We start from the raw sequence: 16,897 nt of genomic DNA on the forward strand, positions 1-16,897 counted from the left end.
TTGCACAAAAGGCACATTCTTTTATACTTCAGCTCAATTTAACAGCAACAATAAATACAACGGCGTTATACAGATAACACTTTTAATCACATATTTTTTACTTGGGGAAAATTCGATGGAAATGCATAGCAACTTATATTACAGGCATGCAGATGCTCAAATCATGTCAAAGTTAGACCGATTATTTCAAGAACATCGCGGCGATGCGAGTCAATTTACGGCTTTAGTCTGTGACATCAATCCAGAACATGGCGCTGAACTGGCCGAAGATATTTTAAATACCGTCGATAATATCGAGTTTGACTTAGGTCCTGAATCACTATACTCCCTCGCGGGTTATTCCATCGCACACTTTGTCCATGGTTCATCAGGTGATGAGTTCATGGAAGCGATTTTATTCTTCCTGAAAGCCTTGCTTCCAGACATCCATGCGCAAGCATGGGGTTGCGGTGATGATGATCCTTGGGAGTTTTGGTTCAAATTTGAAGGTGATGAACTGGTTCGTGAAGATGATGAACCTCTAAATGACCCTGAAGAAGATGAAGAAATTAAAGCCAGTATTTATGCATGGTGGCACGCAGATCTGCCTAAAGAAATTAAAGAAGGCTTTTTAAACGAAGAGTCATAACATCCTAAGTAGCATGACTAGAGTACAAGTCTTATCACTTTGAGTCATGCTGCCAGATTCATAGGCGATTTCACTATCAACTTTTGAGCTACCAAATCGGCAGTTCTGTGGTTTGTTTGATATTTTGCAATGGAATTTCTGTTTTAATACTTTGTATATTGGGGATTTTATTTAGACGATGGATTTGAAACTGTCGATGGGCGTCTAAGTCTGCAACCACAATACGTAAAAAGAAATCACAATCCCCTGCCATTAAATGACACTCGACCACTTCAGGAACTTCACGAATCGATTCAACAAATTGGTTCACCGTTTGCGGATCCTGACTCTTTAGCCAAATGCGTGCAAACACGGTCAATCGCAGATTCACTTTAGCAGGATCTACCAAAGCCACATAAGCCCGAATAATCCCGTCTTCTTCTAGTTGTCTTACTCGTCTTAAACACGGTGAGGCAGACAGTCCAATGCGCTGAGCCAACTCATTATTTTGAAGTTTTCCGTCGGTTTGTAGTACTTGCAATATCCGCTTATCTGTTTGATCCATAAATTCCATCCTTAAAGCATAATTTTGCTCAGACTTAACCAATCACAGCATATTATTCCAAACAATCTCTATATTAAGCTAAATAAAGCAAAAAATATCTCATAAAAAACATAAACTTATTCACCTACTGCACCAAAACCTAGCACGCATAGGCGATTTAAAATGTTCTCCCTTAGAAATACGACTCAAGAACTCAATGACTCCACCGATTACGTCGAGTTTAAACGTGGTATTAAAACATCTATCCCCATGCTGCTGGGCATTATTCCTTTTGCTTTGGTCTTAGGGACACAAGCCACTCAAAAAGGCTTTAGCCATTTAGAAGTTCCATTATTTACTGGCCTGAATTTTGCGGGCGGTTCCGAGTTTGCTGTGCTCGAAGTATGGACCAATCCACCAAATTTTGTCGTTTTAATTTTCATTACGTTCCTAGTCAATAGCCGTCACTTACTCATGGGCGCAAGTCTAGTGCCCTATTTACGCCATTTGCCTAATCGACAGGTTTTCCCTGCCCTGTTTTTCATGTGTGATGAAAGTTGGGCAGCAGCCCTTGCCGATGCAGAAAAGAAGAAAAAATTCGGGTTGCAACAGGCCTTTAGCATGTCCTACTACGCAGGTATCTGTTTTGCCCTGTACTTGATGTGGGTCAGTTTTACCAGCTTAGGGGCCATTCTTGGTCCTTTGCTAGGGGATGTTCACCGTTATGGGTTTGATATGGCCTTTGCTGCAGTATTTCTGGTTTTACTACGTGGCATGTGGAAAGGATTCAGTACAGCACGCCCTTGGCTTATCAGTCTAATTAGTGCGGTCATTGCTTATTTATATTTACCGACAGGTTGGTATGTGCCAATTGGTGCGCTCTGTGGCATCGCTTCTGCTTTCTTATTTATTCAGGAAGATGAGCTATGATCCACAGCACTACACTTATCGCGATTTTATTGGTCGCAGCTACCACTTATCTGACGCGTATATTGGGCTATGTTTTGCTGAAAAATAAAACTTTAAGCAACAAACAACGAAAGATTTTGGAAGTTGTTCCAGGCTGCGTGCTGATTTCAGTGATTGCACCTTATTTTGTCAAAGACAATGTCGCAGATCTACTCGCCATTGCCATCACTTTGATTGCAGCTTCACGCTTTTCACTACTACCAACCGTTGTAATTAGTATGCTGAGCGCGGCATTATTGCGTACCGTGCTCATCTAATAAACTTAATTTTTAGCGCTCAGGCTGTACGGCTTTAGCGAGAATATTCACCAATTCAGCATTTTGTAGCTCAACTTTTTGCAACTTAGACGTGGTCTGCTCGATCACTTCCTGTTGCACATGCATCTTTTTTGCAAGATCTTGCATAATTTCCAAGGTCTTTTTTAAATTTTCTTCAAGATGATGTACTTTTTCTTGCAGTTGATTTTGCTCTACGCTTGGATCGGTTTTATCTGCCTGATTTTTAAATTGAAACCAAATTAAAAATACGACAGCGACCGCCAACAGCAAAATAAATCCCCAAATTAAGATCAACATAAGCACCACTCTACATTATTTTTCATTTATAGATTCATGATAACCACAAGTCTGTATTCGGTCTATGCCTATCATCTTGTTTTCAGAGTAAAAATGCTTAAAAATAAAGACCTTTAGGTAGTTAACGCACTAAAAGATTCACACAAATCTAATAAGCGGTTTGCATAGCCCCACTCATTGTCATACCACGCAAAGACTTTAGCTTGATGCCCCACCACCATGGTTTGCGTTAAATCAACAATAAGTGAATAGGGTGAATGATTAAAATCCGAAGATACCAAAGGTTCATCCGTCACATCCATAATTTCACGGTAGTCTGACTTCGCCGCTTGAATCAGCACTTCATTAATTTTATGGTCGGTAATTGGTGTTTGCGAAATAAAGGTCAAATCAATTGCCGCCACATTAATGGTTGGCACACGAATCGAATAACCATCGATACGATCGGCCATTTTTGGCATGACTTGTTTTAAAGCACCAAGCGCTGACGATGTGGTGGGAATAATATTTTGACTTGAAGCACGAGCACGTCTTAAATCACGATGCGCATGATCCAATACAGACTGATCGGCAGTCACTGCATGAATTTCGGTCATGAGCGCAGTATCAATTCCAAAAGCATCATCAATGATTTTAACCAAAGGCACTAAGGCCTGCGTAGTACATGACACACTGGAAATAATTTGGTCACTGACTTTGACCTCATGGTGATTCACCCCATACACAATGGCGGCATCAACCGAGTCAAAAGGTGCCGCGCCAATAATGACCCGCTTTGCACCTGCACTGATATGCCCTGTTGCTGCTTCACGCGAGCGAAATAAACCTGTGCACTCTAGAACCACGTCTACATGGAGGCTTGACCAAGGTAAATCCTGCGGGTTTGCCTGACGCAAGACTTCAACTTTGAGCTGCGCTTGATCTTTAGAAAAATGTAAATAAATTCTTTCATTTTCATAACTTAAATCGACTTTTCCCGGAAAGCGCCCATGCGTGGTGTCATATTTAAATAAATGCAATAAGGTTTCTACATCTGCTACATCATTTACCGCGACGATTTCAAACTGAAAGTTCTTTGGATTTTCAAACCAAGCGCGTAGTACATTACGTCCGATTCGACCAAATCCATTTATCGCCACTCGTTGCATGACTTGCCCTTATTTATAAAATGATGAAAGATAAATCAGGCCTATATTAATGGATTTATACAGATTTGGTTAAGCTTTCTTTTTCTATCATCCATCAGTGAAGATGATGAATATGAACCCTTAAGTCATAAATTGATCTACCTAACCACCTCGGACCAATCAGCTCATTTCCATGAAATGATATAAATATCCAACAATAACAAGCAAAATCTTAGAACTATCGAATACATAGAAATGTCATCAATTCGCCTTAAAGTGATTGGTGCAATATCCTTTTTCCGTTATAATTTGGCGTTTTAAAATTTTTAAGCCAGTATCTGAAGTCAGCGTATTTAGAATAAGACTAACTTCAGCTACTATTAGCCAAATCGAAAATTATGGAGTGACTTGGTTGTGAGTACTCGTTTTATGACATCAGCTGAAATCCGCGAAGCTTTTTTAAGCTACTTTGAATCGCAAGGACATACACGTGTCGCGTCGAGTTCTCTAGTTCCCGCCAACGACCCTACTTTGTTGTTTACCAATGCGGGTATGAACCAATTTAAAGATTGTTTCTTAGGCCTAGAAAAACGTGATTATGTACGTGCAGTGTCTTCACAAAAGTGTGTCCGCGCAGGTGGTAAACACAACGACTTAGACAATGTCGGTTATACCGCACGTCACCATACCTTCTTTGAAATGTTAGGTAACTTCTCATTTGGCGACTACTTCAAACGTGATGCAATCAAATTTGCATGGGATTTTCTCACTGGTGAAGCTTGGTTAGCTCTGCCTAAAGACAAACTCTATGCAACGGTTTACCACACTGACGACGAAGCATTTGACATCTGGAACAAAGAAATTGGTTTAGATGCTAGCCGTATTATCCGTATTGGCGACAACAAAGGCGGCCAATACGCATCAGATAATTTCTGGGCAATGGGTGATACAGGTCCATGTGGTCCATGTTCTGAAATCTTCTTTGACCATGGCGACCATATTTGGGGTGGCTTACCAGGCACACCTGAAGAAGATGGCGACCGTTTCATTGAAATCTGGAACAACGTCTTCATGCAGTTCAACCGCACTGCAGATGGCGTATTACACCCTCTTCCGGCGCCTTCTGTTGATACAGGCATGGGCTTAGAGCGTATTTCTGCAGTTTTACAACACGTTAACTCAAACTACGAAATTGACCTGTTCCAGCACTTACTCAAAGCGGCCGCTGAAATTATTGGTTTAGATACCGCTGCACTTGAAGCAGAAGCTCGCGAAAAAGGTACACCTGTTCAGTACCCTGCATCACTTAAAGTGGTTGCGGATCACGCACGTTCATGTTCATTCCTGATTGCTGATGGTGTAAACCCATCAAATGAAGGCCGTGGTTATGTACTTCGCCGTATTATCCGTCGTGCAGTACGTCATGGTAATAAGCTGGGTGCAACAGGTTCATTCTTCCATAAAATGTTGCAACCTTTAATTGAAGTGATGGGTCAAGCTTACCCAGAACTTGAAGCACAAAAGGCACGTATTGAAGCGCAATTACTGAAAGAAGAAGAGCAATTTGCTAAAACCTTAGAGCAAGGTTTGAAATTGCTTGAAGGTGAATTGGCTCAACTGAAAGGTTCTGTAATTCCAGGTGAAGTGGTGTTTAAACTGTATGATACTTACGGTTTCCCAACTGACCTGACTGCTGACATCGCTCGTGAACGTGATTTAACCATTGATGAAGCTGGCTTTGAAGTTGAAATGGCAGCTCAACGTCAACGTGCACGCGATGCAGGTAAATTCGCCATTGACTACAACTCTGTTGTTAAAGTTGAAGGCGAAACTCAGTTTGACGGCTATGACGCAACAGTTGGCGAAGGTCAAATTATCGCGATCTATAAAGATGGCGAACAAGTTGATGAAGTGGTTGAAGGTGACGAAGCCCTCATCGTACTGAACCAAACCCCGTTCTATGCAGAAAGCGGCGGTCAAATTGGTGACACGGGTATTTTCAAAAACGACACAGGTATTTTTGAAGTCCAGGACACCAAGAAATCGGGCGGCGCTTTTGTACACCAAGGTATCGTGACTGTAGGTAGCATTAAGCTTGCTCAAAATGTTGAAGCAACAGTTAAAGCAGACATCCGTGCTGCAACTGCGCGCAACCACTCTGCAACTCACCTTTTGCATGCTGCACTACGTCAAATCTTAGGTGAGCACGTACAACAGAAAGGCTCATTGGTTGCGTCAGACATCTTACGTTTTGACTTTGCCAACGATCAGCCTGTTTCGTTTGAACAACTTCAAGAAATTGAACGCTTAGTCAATGCTGAAGTGATTGCAAATACAGCAGTAAGTACTGAACTTCTTGACATCGAATCTGCTAAAGCAAAAGGTGCGATGATGTTGTTCGGTGAAAAATATGGCGATGAAGTTCGTGTACTTTCAATGGGTTCAATCATTGAAGAGAAAAACTTCTCAATCGAGCTGTGCGGTGGTATTCACGTTAAACGCACAGGCGACATTGGCTTGTTTAAAATCACTTCTGAAGGTGGTGTAGCTGCGGGTGTACGTCGTATTGAAGCGGTAACGGGTACCAAAGCCATTGAAGTTACTCAAAAAGCTGACCGTGATATCAATACCATCAATGGTTTACTAAAAGCTCAAAAAGACCAAACTTTAGAAAAAGTTGAAGCCTTAGTCGACACAGCATCAAGCTTGCAAAAGCAGATTGAGCAACTCAATCAAAAACTTGCCAGCTTCCAAGCTGCTGAACTGCTTAGCCAAGTTCAAACGCTTGCGGGTCGTCAAACGCTAATCACGACTGTTCAAAACATGGATGCGAAATCACTTCGCAACCTACATGACGGTGTGAAATCAAAATTAGAAAATGCAGTCATCGTACTTGCTGGTGTTGAAGGTGACAAAGTTAGCCTGATTGCATCTGTAGCAAAAGACTTTACTGCTTCTATTAAAGCAGGTGACATCATCAAACATCTAGCAACTGAGCTCGGTGGTAAAGGTGGTGGCAAACCTGACTTAGCACAAGGTGGCGCGCCACTAAACGAGAAGTTTGCAACAGTGATGGCAGATTTAACTGCTTGGCTTGAAGCGAAATAAAACTTCACCTTTTGTGTAACTGACCCTGAATGATGCATTCAGGGTCATGGTTTATATGGAACAACTATGGCATTAATCGTTCAAAAATATGGCGGTACCTCTATGGGTACTCCAGAGCGCATTTTAAATGTTGCTCGTCGTGTAAAGCGTTGGCATGACCACGGCCACAAGGTTGTAGTGGTTGTATCAGCAATGAGTGGCGAAACCAATCGTCTACTTGCTTTAGCGAAAGCCATTACCGAAACCCCTGACCCACGAGAATTAGACCAAATGGTTTCTACGGGTGAACAGGTAACGATTTCAATGTTAGCAATGGCGCTCAATTCTATTGGCGTTGAAGCTAAGTCACTTACAGGTCGCCAAGTCGGTATCAAAACGGACAATGCGTTTACTAAAGCACGTATCGAATCAATTGATACTGACACCATGACTGCGCATTTAGATGCCGGTCGTGTGATCGTGGTTGCTGGTTTCCAAGGCTTCGATGCCGATGGCAACACCACCACCCTCGGCCGTGGCGGTTCAGATACTTCTGGTGTAGCACTTGCTGCGGCATTAAAAGCAGATGAATGCCAAATCTATACCGATGTAGATGGCGTTTATACGACTGACCCACGCGTTGCACCAAAAGCGAAAAAAGTAGACCGTATTTCATTTGAAGAAATGCTGGAAATGGCATCACTTGGTTCAAAAGTTCTACAAATTCGCTCGGTTGAATTTGCAGGAAAATACCAAGTGCCTTTACGCGTATTATCAAGTTTTGATAATGACGATGATGGCGCATTCGACGAAGAATTTAAAAAGAACGTCGGAACACTAATCACCACTGAGGCGGAAGACAACATGGAACAACCAATTATCTCTGGTATCGCATTTAACCGTGACGAAGCTAAACTTACGATTCTAGGTGTTCCTGATGAACCAGGTATTGCATCTAAAATTTTATCGCCAATTGGTAATGCCAACATTGAAGTGGATATGATTATCCAAAATGTTGAAGAAGATGGTACAACTGACTTCACCTTCACGGTAAACCGCGGCGAACTTGCAAAAGCAACAAAAATTCTTCAAGAAACTGCTCAAGCCATTGGTGCGCGCGAAGTTGCTACACGTGACGACATTGTTAAAGTGTCAATCGTAGGTGTTGGTATGCGTTCACACGCGGGTGTTGCAAGTAAAATGTTCACTGCCTTGGCTGATGAAGGCATCAACATTTTGATGATCTCAACTTCAGAAATCAAAATTTCTGTGATTATTGAAGAAAACTACCTAGAACTTGCTGTACGTTCTCTACACACTGCTTTCGGTTTAGACCGTGAACACGGTGAATCAAGCGCACGTGCTTAAGCAATCTTGCGAAAAACTTGTCATTGTCTGACAGTTTTTGCAAAAGACTACAAAAATCAGGAGCCACTATAGTTTTTTCTATAGTGGCTCTGTTATATTAAGCCCGAGGCTTTCTTAAATTTAGATGAATGTTATACCTAATGTCACTAGATATCTAAAAATTCAAGTGTCATGCGGTTGTATTAAACATTTGTTTAAATTTTTTTAAATACAAAAAATTATGTATTTTACTTTAGTACAACTGCAGGTTTAGCGTTTTGCAAGGAGATAAACATGCTGATTTTGACCCGACGCGTCGGTGAAACATTAATGATTGGGGATCAAGTAAGTGTTACTGTACTTGGTGTCAAAGGCAACCAAGTTCGTATTGGTGTCAATGCTCCCAAAGAAGTATCTGTACATCGTGAAGAGATTTATCAACGCATTCAGCATGAACGTGCAATGCATGAACATCTTCAACATCTTGATCAGGATTACCAGCCTGCATTTGAAGATGAAGGTTCACAGCAGAATAATTTCAATCGTTAAGATTGAAACATTCAGATATAAAGCGGCCCGATTGGCCGCTTTAAATTTTTACCCAGTCTATTTTTGCTCAAGTACCTCGATCACTTTCTTTACAGGCCCAAAACTACGACGATGCTCGTCGATAACCCCATGTTCAGCAATCGCTTCAAAGTGCGCTTTGGTTGGATAACCTTTGTGTTTGGCAAATCCAAACTGAGGATATTTTCGATCCATCTCAATCATTTGATGATCACGTGTCACTTTGGCCAAAATACTCGCCGCTGAGATTTCAGCATGTAAAGCATCCCCACCCACAATTGCCTCACAGCTCATACTCAAGCATTGTGGAATTTTATTACCATCAACCAAGACATGTTCAGGCTGTATTGCAAGCTGTTCAACCGCGCGGCGCATCGCAAGCAAAGATGCTTGTAAAATGTTGATCTCATCAATTTCAGCAGCACTCGCCTCAGCAATCGCCCATGCCAATGCTTTTTCCTTAATTTCGACAAAAAGTTTTTCACGTTTTTTTTCGGTCAGTTTTTTGGAATCATTTAACCCTTGTATCGGGTTATTCGGGTCTAATATTACCGCAGCAGCGACCACTGAACCCACCAAAGGGCCGCGCCCTGCCTCATCTGCACCTGCAATTTGCATTTTCTACTCTCATAAAAAATGGCTGATCAACAGCCATTTTAAAAACTTAACAATTTATTGGCTTAGTTTAGCATTTCAGAGGCGCATGTGGCTGTTGTTTTTGTTGCTGCTAAAGCGCTATAGGTTGCCTTTGCTTTGGGATCAATTGCCGCCAAAGCCAACTGCTCTTTAGACAACACTTTGGGCGAGTTATCACCCACACAGTTGCAGACTTCACGTTTTTTCTTCTGTTTTTGGTCTTCAGATAACAGCTTACTGCCCACAACCCATGTCGGATTAGTTTCGATTTCATCCATACATTTTGCATGTGAGGCCATTTTAATAGCCGAAATTCCATCATCATCTGAGCTAGATAAAGGATTCGACACACACGCGGAAAGCATAAGCGAGCCAAACAAACAGAGAATTAACTTATCATTTTTCATACAGATACACCCTTTGTTGTAAAAGAAATCAGGCTTCAATTGTTATTATTCACATCAATATAAAAGATAAACGCCAAAAAGTACAAAAAACCGCAAAGAAGCGAGGCATGTCCCCCGCTTCTTTGATATATCACAACTTAATTCACCACTTCAGCCACACATGCATTGATGGTTTTCGTCACAGCATTGCTAATAATGGTTGTACGCGCCGCAGGGTCAATGGCCGCTGTTGCCACATCGACAGCGGTAATATTTTGTGGGGCTTTCTCACTGACACAACCACAAATTTCGGTTTGAATATCGGTTTTTTGATCAGCCGTCATAAATTTGGTTGCTGTTTTCCATGCTGGCAGATTATTCAACTCAGTCGTACATTTTGCATTAATGGCAATTTTAAGCGCTGCTGTACCCAGTTGTTGTGTGGTGGTCGTCGTATTGGTCGTTGCTATATCAGTCGTTGTACAAGCCGAAAGGATCAAAGCCAAAGGAGCAAGCACTGCAATCATTTTTTTCACGGAGTTATCCATTTATAACAGTTAAAGTGCGCGTATTTTGCCGAATCTTTGCTATTTACGGAAACACTATTTCCATGCCATTTTAATATCTTTCGCTTATTGCACAGTTTTAGATCAGACATGCGCCACTGGTCTGTACAGCGTTGCAGAATATCAACGCTATGTTGCATCTACTACATTTTTGACCTATCTATAGTTCTATAAAATAGCGCAGCATAAAAATGGATGTGAATCTAATGAACTCGGCAAATACCCATTACACGCGTACTGCTCAAATCCTGCATTGGCTCATGGCAATTATCTTTATTGCTGCTTGGCTGATTGGGTTTTATAGCGGAAACTTCCTCAGTTATGATGCTGATGGTAGCTTTAAAGGGGATGTCATTACCTTACATAAGAACATTGCAACCACGATTATCTTTCTAGTAGTGATTCGTATCTTTTGGCGTTATACCCACCCTGCACCCAAACTTCCAGACAGTATGTCGCCGTTAATGCAAAAAATGGCACACCTCGGTCATTTGGCTTTATATTTCATTTTGTTGGCTTTGCCAATTACTGGCTGTTTATTTAGCTGGAGTGCTGGGCACCCTGCACCTGTATTGTACCTTTTTGAAATTCCCCGTTTAGTACAAGACAACCCTGAATTACTCGCGATCGTGAAACCTTTACATATCTGGATTTCATGGGCTGCAGGATTGCTGTTAGTGGGTCATATTGCAGCAGCACTGAAACACCACTTTATTGATAAAGATAATGTGTTAAATAGCATGACCAAACAAGCAAAGTAAGACCAAGTTGAATTAGCCTAAAAGCATCAATCTGTTGCTTTTAGGACTTCATCCACCACACATCCTTTCAGCGTATTCAACACACCCTGTTGTACCACCTGTTTTTTGACTTGTTCATCAACCACTGCGCGCAACAAAGTTGTTGCTGGAATATCGTTTAACGCATTTTCACCCACGCAACCACAGATTTGCGTTTGGAGCTGATTCTTTTTCTCTTCACCAAGCAATGCTGTACTGACTTTCCACAACCTTGTCGCTTCAAGCTCTACACCGCACTGATACACCACCACAGGCTTTAGTAGTTTTTGCGTTAACCCAATATCCGTTTTGAGCAAATAAACTGCAAAGAGCACAAAAATAACCACAAGCAATGCAATGATTTTTTTCATATCGACCTCACATAAAAAAGACAGAGCGAACTCTGTCTTTAAAAGGACATTAGATTAAGCAATGGCTACAATTTCAGCCGCCCATTTTTGCTTCTCTTCTGCCGAAATAAACGACGCTTCAAAAGAGTTCAACGCCAATTGTTTTAGCTCAGCTGCTGTTAAGTCTAACGCATCTGTAATGGCAATAAAGTTATCATTCATATAACCACCAAAGTACGATGGATCGTCTGAATTTACTGTTACTTGCACACCTTGTTGCAACAAACGGCGGATATTGTGCTGTGCCATATCGTCAACGACACATAACTTTAAGTTACTGAGTGGACAAACTGTCAGTGGCATTTTCTCTGCGATCAAACGCTGCATTAATACAGGATCTTCTTCAGAACGCACACCGTGGTCAATACGATTCACTTTAAGCAAATCTAAAGCTTCCCACACATATTCTGCTGGACCTTCTTCACCCGCATGTGCCACCACTAAAAAGCCTGCTTCACGTGCTTTAGCAAAGACACGTTCAAACTTTGAAGGAGGATGCCCAACTTCACTTGAGTCCAAGCCCACAGCAATGATTTGATCTTTATAAGGCAATGCTTGCGCTAAAGTTTCAAGGGCTGCTTCTTCACTTAAATGACGCAAGAAACACATAATCAAATGCGAACTAATGCCAAATTTTGCCTTGGCATCATCACATGCGCGTTGCAGACCATTAATCACTGTTTCAAAAGCAATATCACGGTCTGTATGCGTTTGTGGGTCAAAGAACATTTCGGTATGTACTACACGATCTTCTGCACATTTTTCAAAATACGCCCAAGCCAAGTCATAAAAGTCTTGCTCATGAATCAGTACATTTGCGCCTGCATAATAGATGTCTAAAAATGATTGTAGATTGTGAAAATTATAAGCCTGTTTCACTTCTTCAACCGACTTATAAGGAATGTCTATTTGATTACGCTGTGCGATTGCAAACATGAGTTCTGGCTCAAATGTCCCTTCAATATGCACATGCAATTCAGCTTTTGGTAAAGCACGAATGAGCTCCAATTGACTCATAACTTTTCCTCTTTAAAAATAAAAAAGGGCGTAAACTGAGTTTACACCCTTATCACTATTTGATGAATTAGCCACCAAATAACGCGAATTTTAATGCCCAAAGCACAGCTACAATCCACACCATGTACGGTACAGTCGCCGCTTTACCGGTGAACAATTTAACCAATGCATAGCTAATAAAGCCCATCGCAATACCATCTGCAATTGAGTAGGTAAATGGCATAAATACAATGGTTAAGAACGCAGGTACGGCTTCAGTAATATCATCCCAATCAATATGGGTAATCCCCTGAATCATTAACACGCCAACAAATAACAATGCTGGAGCTGTTGCAAAACCGGGTACAGATTGAGCTAAGGGTGCTAAAAACAAACATAAGATAAATAACACACCGACCACAACTGCGGTTAAACCTGTACGGCCACCAGCAGCAACGCCCGCAGACGACTCAATATATGGTGTTGTCGAAGATGTACCTAATGCTGCACCTGCAACAATTGCGGTTGAGTCTGCAAATAATGCTTTTTTCAAACGTGGAAGCTTGCCATCTTTCAGTAAGCCTGCACGGTGTGACACACCCACCAATGTACCTGTTGAGTCAAATAAATCGACCAAGAAGAATACAAAAATGACACCCACTAAGCTTGCTGTAAATAGGCCTTCAAAGTCCATTTGCATGAATGTTGGAGCAATTGATGGAATCTCACCAACAACACCTTTGAACTCGCTTAAGCCCATGGCTGTTGAAATTGCAGTTAAAGCCAAGATACTGATAATAATGGCACCACGCACTTTAAAGTGATGCAGTACAACCACCATCAAGAAGCCAAATAAAGCCAAAAGAACCGTCGGTTGCTTTAAGTCGCCCAATCCAACCAAAGTCGCTGGATTGTCCACAATAACGCCTGCATTTTTTAAAGCAATCAACGCAAGGAATAAACCAATTCCGCCGCCAATCGCAAGCTTAAGCGACATTGGGATTGCATTCACAATGGCTTCACGGATCTTAAACATACTGATCGCAATGAACACCAAACCTGATACAAACACTGCAGCTAAAGCAGTCTGCCAAGGCACACCCATACCCATACACACCGAATAGGTAAAGTAAGCGTTTAAGCCCATACCCGGTGCCAATGCAATTGGATAATTTGCAACAATACCCATAACCAAACAGCCAATTGCGGCTGCAAGACAAGTCGCTACAAAGACAGCACCATGATCCATCCCCGTTTCGGATAAAATCATTGGATTCACAATAATGATGTAACACATAGTTAAGAATGTGGTTACACCTGCAAGAAGCTCTGTACGAAAACTGGTTTTATTTTCACTCAGTTTGAACATACGCTCGAGCATATTTTCTGAAGATGGATTAGGAGTCGTCATGACCTAGCCCCTGTAAATAAACTTTTAAAACTGTATAACTGCCAAAAAATTTCGACACTCAGTATGATGAAAATCTGATTAAATTTCTGGAAGTTAAAGCAATGAATATGCCAAATTTCCTCAATTCAGGAAAAGTTTATTTAGCCATGAATGGTTCAAACGCAGGGTCGAACCATATATACCTAAACAAAAAAGCCGCATAAACTGTATGCAGCTTTCAACAAAAACGTCATTTTAGACTCAAAATCTAAAATTCAATATATCTTGGCGCGAATTATAACACACTGATTTTTAATTGTTTTAAATTTATTTTTAATTAAAATTCAACATGATAAGTCATTTACACATGATTTTATTCTATCTTAAGCGTCAAAGTACTTTAATGGAGACCTGATCGATTATTGCTTCAGCATCACTTTGAAAACGAGCTATTGACTTTTTCAGGCACGACCTTTGCCTTTGAGAGAGGACTCAACTTTTGCACTTTAGGCTCAGTACTGTTCATGAGTTGATTCAACTGTTGCTGTTTTTTCGTTTCTGTATCCTGAAAAACAACAAACCCAAGCAAACAAACAGCAGCCACAAAAATAGGGATTAGAATTTTTTTCATGACATTCACAATATCCACAACTGCTTTAGCATGATTACAAATCATAACAAATAATACAAAGGGCCACACATTTATCAGATAAAAAGTATCTTCACACTTTATAGTTTTTTCTGATTTAATTATTTCAATAACATAAGATTAAATTAAATGAGTGAGAAAAAATATGATCAAAGTGCTCAATTTTGTAATATTTTATATTTCAAAAAATTACAGTTGATTAACCTTTTATGAACATAATTTGGTTTAGACAAGATCTTCGCATACACGACCATGCCGCACTTTGGCATGCAAGCCAACATGGACCTATGCTGGCTTTAGTGATCCTATCCCCACAACAGTGGCTATTACATCATGATGCAGCTGTAAAAATTGATTTATATGTCAGACAATTGCACGATTTAAAACAGAGCCTTGCTCAGCTGAATATTCCTTTGCTCATTCTAAATATTCCGCTGTGGCAAGATATTCCACGTCAGCTTTCATCTTTATGTCATACACTGCAAGTACAACAAATCTTTGCAAATATCGAAATGGGCGTGAATGAGCTTAAGCGCGATGCCGAAGTTCAACAATGCTTAAATCAGCAACACATTGAATTTACGCTCTTCCAAGATCGAATCCTCTTTCCCTTAAACAGTATTCGTAACCAATCTGGTAAGCCCTATCAAGTCTTTGGCGCTTTTAAAAAAACCTGTTATGAGCGCTTAAATATTGGCTTACCGCAGTGCTACCCTCTCCCTTCTGCACAGCAACCTATACACCTTCCTGCCGATTTAAATACAGCCATTCCACACATTGAATCACTGATTGATGTGAATACGAATGAGTTAAATCAAATTAAAGCCTATTGGCCTGAAACGGAAATATATGCGCTTTCAATGCTCGATGATTTTATTGATCACAAAGTTAGTGACTATCAAAAAGAGAGAGACTTTCCATTTTTAAATAGCACCAGTCAACTTTCAACTTATTTAAATCTCGGGATCGTGTCGATTCGACAGTGTCTCAATGCCCTGTTTCGTGCTCAACACGGCCAATTTATGATTGATAACACAGGTCAGCAGACTTGGTTAGATGAATTACTTTGGCGAGAGTTTTATCAGCATATTTTATTTGATTTTCCACATGTCTCTAAACATCGGCCATTTAAAGCCAATACACAGCGTATTGTATGGCGAAATTCGCCTGAAGATTTAAACGCGTGGCAACAAGGTCGTACTGGTATTCCAATTGTGGATGCAGGTATGCGACAACTACTTGCGACAGGCTGGATGCACAATCGTGTTCGTATGATTGTCGCAATGTTCTTAACTAAAAACTTGTTGATTGATTGGCGTCTGGGCGAGCAATGGTTTATGCAACATTTGGCTGATGGTGACTTAGCTGCCAATAATGGCGGATGGCAGTGGTGTGCCTCCACGGGCACCGATGCTGTGCCTTATTTCCGAGTCTTTAACCCTGTGAGCCAATCTCAGAAATTTGATAGCAATGGTGATTATATTCGACAGTGGCTGCCAGAGCTTGCACATTTAGATGCCAAAAACATTCATGAGCCTTATGCGAAGCAGCAGAATATGGATTTGGACTACCCCAAACCAATCGTCGATTTAAAATCCAGTCGTGTTCGTGCCATCGAAGCATTTAAAGGGCTTTAAACACCTAAAGTTTGGGCTAAGTTCTGCTTAGCAAGACGCTCATAGCACTTTTGGAAAAATGGCGTCTGGTACAGTGGTTGCGTTTCTAAAAAGTGCCTTAACACTTGCTGGCGCTTCTGCACATAAAGTGCGGGCTCAACCCAAGCATATTCTTGCTGAATTTGGCGTTCATATTCAGCAAAACGCATAGGATCACTGGCTAAAATAGCCAGATCAATATCCAATAAATAAGCCAAATCAGTGTCAACTGTCGGTGCATGTGCTTTTGTTGCCAAAATCCATGCGTAGAGCTTTGCAATTTGCTCAGCTCCAAGCACATTTTTAAGCATCCGTTGCATATAGTCGGCACTTTGCTGCTCATTATCATGTGCTTGCGGGTTGTAAATGACATCATGAAACCAAATGGCCAACTCAACAGACAAAGGATCGTCTAGGTAGGTTTTGATCTGATGAAAATGCTCAAAACATTCAACAATATGTTGAATGCTATGATAATGCCGCTGTACTTCACTATAGGCGTTATACAGCGAGGCATGGAACTTTTGAGTGGTATCGTCATCCAAACTCAATTGCTTTGCGGTGAGCGCCCAATAGTCCTGAAACTGTTTTGTATACTGCACCATTG

19 protein-coding genes are annotated in these 16,897 nt (G+C 41.1%); 8 read left to right on the forward strand and 11 right to left on the reverse strand.

Going from position 1 to position 16,897, the window contains the following annotated elements; translation table 11 throughout:
• Window positions 1-115 precede the first annotated feature (115 nt).
• Entirely contained in the window at window positions 116-628 is a 513-nt protein-coding gene (locus AC4CUX_RS01380; protein ID WP_114836828.1) for a hypothetical protein, read from the forward strand.
• An 88-nt stretch (window positions 629-716) separates the two neighbouring features.
• Here the strand turns inward: AC4CUX_RS01380 and AC4CUX_RS01385 are convergent, their stop codons facing one another.
• Complete coding sequence (locus AC4CUX_RS01385; protein ID WP_201951928.1) at window positions 717-1,172, reverse strand: Lrp/AsnC family transcriptional regulator; 456 nt, start codon at window positions 1,170-1,172, stop codon at window positions 717-719.
• Between the two features lie 162 nt (window positions 1,173-1,334).
• On the opposite strand from AC4CUX_RS01385, the gene AC4CUX_RS01390 reads away from it, so the two are divergent.
• Together AC4CUX_RS01390 and AC4CUX_RS01395 are read left to right on the forward strand one after the other, a co-directional pair.
• On the forward strand, window positions 1,335-2,081 hold the full coding sequence (locus AC4CUX_RS01390; RefSeq protein WP_078426372.1) for an AzlC family ABC transporter permease: 747 nt from the start codon (window positions 1,335-1,337) through the stop codon (window positions 2,079-2,081).
• Window positions 2,078-2,377, forward strand: a complete 300-nt coding sequence (locus AC4CUX_RS01395; protein WP_005400577.1) for an AzlD family protein — start codon at window positions 2,078-2,080, stop codon at window positions 2,375-2,377. Before AC4CUX_RS01390 ends, AC4CUX_RS01395 begins: the two co-directional genes overlap by 4 nt.
• Window positions 2,378-2,389: 12 nt before the next feature.
• Here AC4CUX_RS01395 and AC4CUX_RS01400 read toward each other — a convergent pair whose 3' ends face one another.
• Together AC4CUX_RS01400 and gap are read right to left on the reverse strand one after the other, a co-directional pair.
• Complete coding sequence (locus AC4CUX_RS01400; protein WP_004696167.1) at window positions 2,390-2,695, reverse strand: hypothetical protein; 306 nt, start codon at window positions 2,693-2,695, stop codon at window positions 2,390-2,392.
• Window positions 2,696-2,808: 113 nt separating this feature from the next.
• Window positions 2,809-3,843 (reverse strand): type I glyceraldehyde-3-phosphate dehydrogenase, encoded by a 1,035-nt coding sequence (gene gap / locus AC4CUX_RS01405; protein WP_490792117.1) that lies wholly within the window; start codon window positions 3,841-3,843, stop codon window positions 2,809-2,811.
• Between the two features lie 393 nt (window positions 3,844-4,236).
• Here gap and alaS point away from each other — a divergent pair, with 393 nt between their 5' ends.
• The 3 genes from alaS (at window position 4,237) to csrA (ending at window position 8,805) form a co-directional block, all read left to right on the forward strand.
• Window positions 4,237-6,930, forward strand: a complete 2,694-nt coding sequence (alaS, locus tag AC4CUX_RS01410; protein ID WP_171355056.1) for an alanine--tRNA ligase — start codon at window positions 4,237-4,239, stop codon at window positions 6,928-6,930.
• 66 nt (window positions 6,931-6,996) lie between these two features.
• Entirely contained in the window at window positions 6,997-8,277 is a 1,281-nt protein-coding gene (locus AC4CUX_RS01415) for an aspartate kinase (RefSeq protein WP_005400573.1), read from the forward strand.
• A 273-nt stretch (window positions 8,278-8,550) separates the two neighbouring features.
• Window positions 8,551-8,805, forward strand: a complete 255-nt coding sequence (csrA, locus tag AC4CUX_RS01420) for a carbon storage regulator CsrA (RefSeq protein WP_004696158.1) — start codon at window positions 8,551-8,553, stop codon at window positions 8,803-8,805.
• Window positions 8,806-8,862: 57 nt separating this feature from the next.
• On the opposite strand, the gene rnhB is transcribed toward csrA, so the two are convergent.
• The 3 genes from rnhB to AC4CUX_RS01435 form a co-directional block, all read right to left on the reverse strand.
• Window positions 8,863-9,441: a ribonuclease HII gene (gene rnhB, locus AC4CUX_RS01425; protein WP_201951936.1), complete on the reverse strand. Its 579-nt coding sequence runs from the start codon at window positions 9,439-9,441 to the stop codon at window positions 8,863-8,865.
• A gap of 62 nt (window positions 9,442-9,503) precedes the next feature.
• The gene (locus AC4CUX_RS01430; protein ID WP_078389499.1) at window positions 9,504-9,866 is read right to left on the reverse strand and encodes a hypothetical protein; all 363 of its coding nucleotides are present in this window, start codon (window positions 9,864-9,866) and stop codon (window positions 9,504-9,506) included.
• Window positions 9,867-10,003: 137 nt separating this feature from the next.
• Entirely contained in the window at window positions 10,004-10,381 is a 378-nt protein-coding gene (locus tag AC4CUX_RS01435) for a hypothetical protein (protein ID WP_078389498.1), read from the reverse strand.
• Between the two features lie 236 nt (window positions 10,382-10,617).
• Here AC4CUX_RS01435 and AC4CUX_RS01440 point away from each other — a divergent pair, with 236 nt between their 5' ends.
• Window positions 10,618-11,172, forward strand: coding sequence for a cytochrome b (locus AC4CUX_RS01440; RefSeq protein ID WP_004696150.1), 555 nt, complete (start codon window positions 10,618-10,620; stop codon window positions 11,170-11,172).
• Window positions 11,173-11,198: 26 nt separating this feature from the next.
• Here AC4CUX_RS01440 and AC4CUX_RS01445 read toward each other — a convergent pair whose 3' ends face one another.
• The 4 genes from AC4CUX_RS01445 to AC4CUX_RS01460 form a co-directional block, all read right to left on the reverse strand.
• Window positions 11,199-11,561 (reverse strand): hypothetical protein, encoded by a 363-nt coding sequence (locus AC4CUX_RS01445; protein ID WP_114837583.1) that lies wholly within the window; start codon window positions 11,559-11,561, stop codon window positions 11,199-11,201.
• A 54-nt stretch (window positions 11,562-11,615) separates the two neighbouring features.
• Window positions 11,616-12,617 (reverse strand): adenosine deaminase, encoded by a 1,002-nt coding sequence (locus AC4CUX_RS01450; protein WP_114837584.1) that lies wholly within the window; start codon window positions 12,615-12,617, stop codon window positions 11,616-11,618.
• Between the two features lie 67 nt (window positions 12,618-12,684).
• Window positions 12,685-14,007 carry an NCS2 family permease gene (locus tag AC4CUX_RS01455; protein ID WP_004696144.1) on the reverse strand — a complete coding sequence of 441 codons (1,323 nt, stop codon included), beginning with the start codon at window positions 14,005-14,007 and terminating at the stop codon, window positions 12,685-12,687.
• 412 nt (window positions 14,008-14,419) lie between these two features.
• Window positions 14,420-14,617: a hypothetical protein gene (locus tag AC4CUX_RS01460; RefSeq protein ID WP_227557032.1), complete on the reverse strand. Its 198-nt coding sequence runs from the start codon at window positions 14,615-14,617 to the stop codon at window positions 14,420-14,422.
• A 227-nt stretch (window positions 14,618-14,844) separates the two neighbouring features.
• Between AC4CUX_RS01460 and AC4CUX_RS01465 the strand changes: the two genes are divergently transcribed.
• A complete protein-coding gene (locus AC4CUX_RS01465) occupies window positions 14,845-16,272 on the forward strand; it encodes a cryptochrome/photolyase family protein (RefSeq protein WP_201951939.1) in 1,428 nt (475 codons plus the stop codon).
• On the opposite strand, the gene AC4CUX_RS01470 is transcribed toward AC4CUX_RS01465, so the two are convergent.
• A complete protein-coding gene (locus AC4CUX_RS01470) occupies window positions 16,269-16,895 on the reverse strand; it encodes an HD domain-containing protein (RefSeq protein WP_004696137.1) in 627 nt (208 codons plus the stop codon). The genes AC4CUX_RS01465 and AC4CUX_RS01470 overlap by 4 nt on opposite strands.
• Window positions 16,896-16,897 lie beyond the last annotated feature (2 nt).

It is taken from the genome of Acinetobacter sp. 231_lipA (genome assembly GCF_058243005.1).

Coding starts and splice junctions, on each gene's coding strand:
- AC4CUX_RS01380 (WP_114836828.1), top strand. CDS start 116: ATGGAAATGCATAGCAACTTATATTACAGGCATGCAGATGCTCAAATC.
- AC4CUX_RS01385 (WP_201951928.1), bottom strand. CDS start 1,172: ATGGATCAAACAGATAAGCGGATATTGCAAGTACTACAAACCGACGGA.
- AC4CUX_RS01390 (WP_078426372.1), top strand. CDS start 1,335: ATGTTCTCCCTTAGAAATACGACTCAAGAACTCAATGACTCCACCGAT.
- AC4CUX_RS01395 (WP_005400577.1), top strand. CDS start 2,078: ATGATCCACAGCACTACACTTATCGCGATTTTATTGGTCGCAGCTACC.
- AC4CUX_RS01400 (WP_004696167.1), bottom strand. CDS start 2,695: ATGTTGATCTTAATTTGGGGATTTATTTTGCTGTTGGCGGTCGCTGTC.
- gap (WP_490792117.1), bottom strand. CDS start 3,843: ATGCAACGAGTGGCGATAAATGGATTTGGTCGAATCGGACGTAATGTA.
- AC4CUX_RS01415 (WP_005400573.1), top strand. CDS start 6,997: ATGGCATTAATCGTTCAAAAATATGGCGGTACCTCTATGGGTACTCCA.
- csrA (WP_004696158.1), top strand. CDS start 8,551: ATGCTGATTTTGACCCGACGCGTCGGTGAAACATTAATGATTGGGGAT.
- rnhB (WP_201951936.1), bottom strand. CDS start 9,441: ATGCAAATTGCAGGTGCAGATGAGGCAGGGCGCGGCCCTTTGGTGGGT.
- AC4CUX_RS01430 (WP_078389499.1), bottom strand. CDS start 9,866: ATGAAAAATGATAAGTTAATTCTCTGTTTGTTTGGCTCGCTTATGCTT.
- AC4CUX_RS01440 (WP_004696150.1), top strand. CDS start 10,618: ATGAACTCGGCAAATACCCATTACACGCGTACTGCTCAAATCCTGCAT.
- AC4CUX_RS01445 (WP_114837583.1), bottom strand. CDS start 11,561: ATGAAAAAAATCATTGCATTGCTTGTGGTTATTTTTGTGCTCTTTGCA.
- AC4CUX_RS01450 (WP_114837584.1), bottom strand. CDS start 12,617: ATGAGTCAATTGGAGCTCATTCGTGCTTTACCAAAAGCTGAATTGCAT.
- AC4CUX_RS01455 (WP_004696144.1), bottom strand. CDS start 14,007: ATGACGACTCCTAATCCATCTTCAGAAAATATGCTCGAGCGTATGTTC.
- AC4CUX_RS01460 (WP_227557032.1), bottom strand. CDS start 14,617: ATGAAAAAAATTCTAATCCCTATTTTTGTGGCTGCTGTTTGTTTGCTT.
- AC4CUX_RS01465 (WP_201951939.1), top strand. CDS start 14,845: ATGAACATAATTTGGTTTAGACAAGATCTTCGCATACACGACCATGCC.
- AC4CUX_RS01470 (WP_004696137.1), bottom strand. CDS start 16,895: ATGGTGCAGTATACAAAACAGTTTCAGGACTATTGGGCGCTCACCGCA.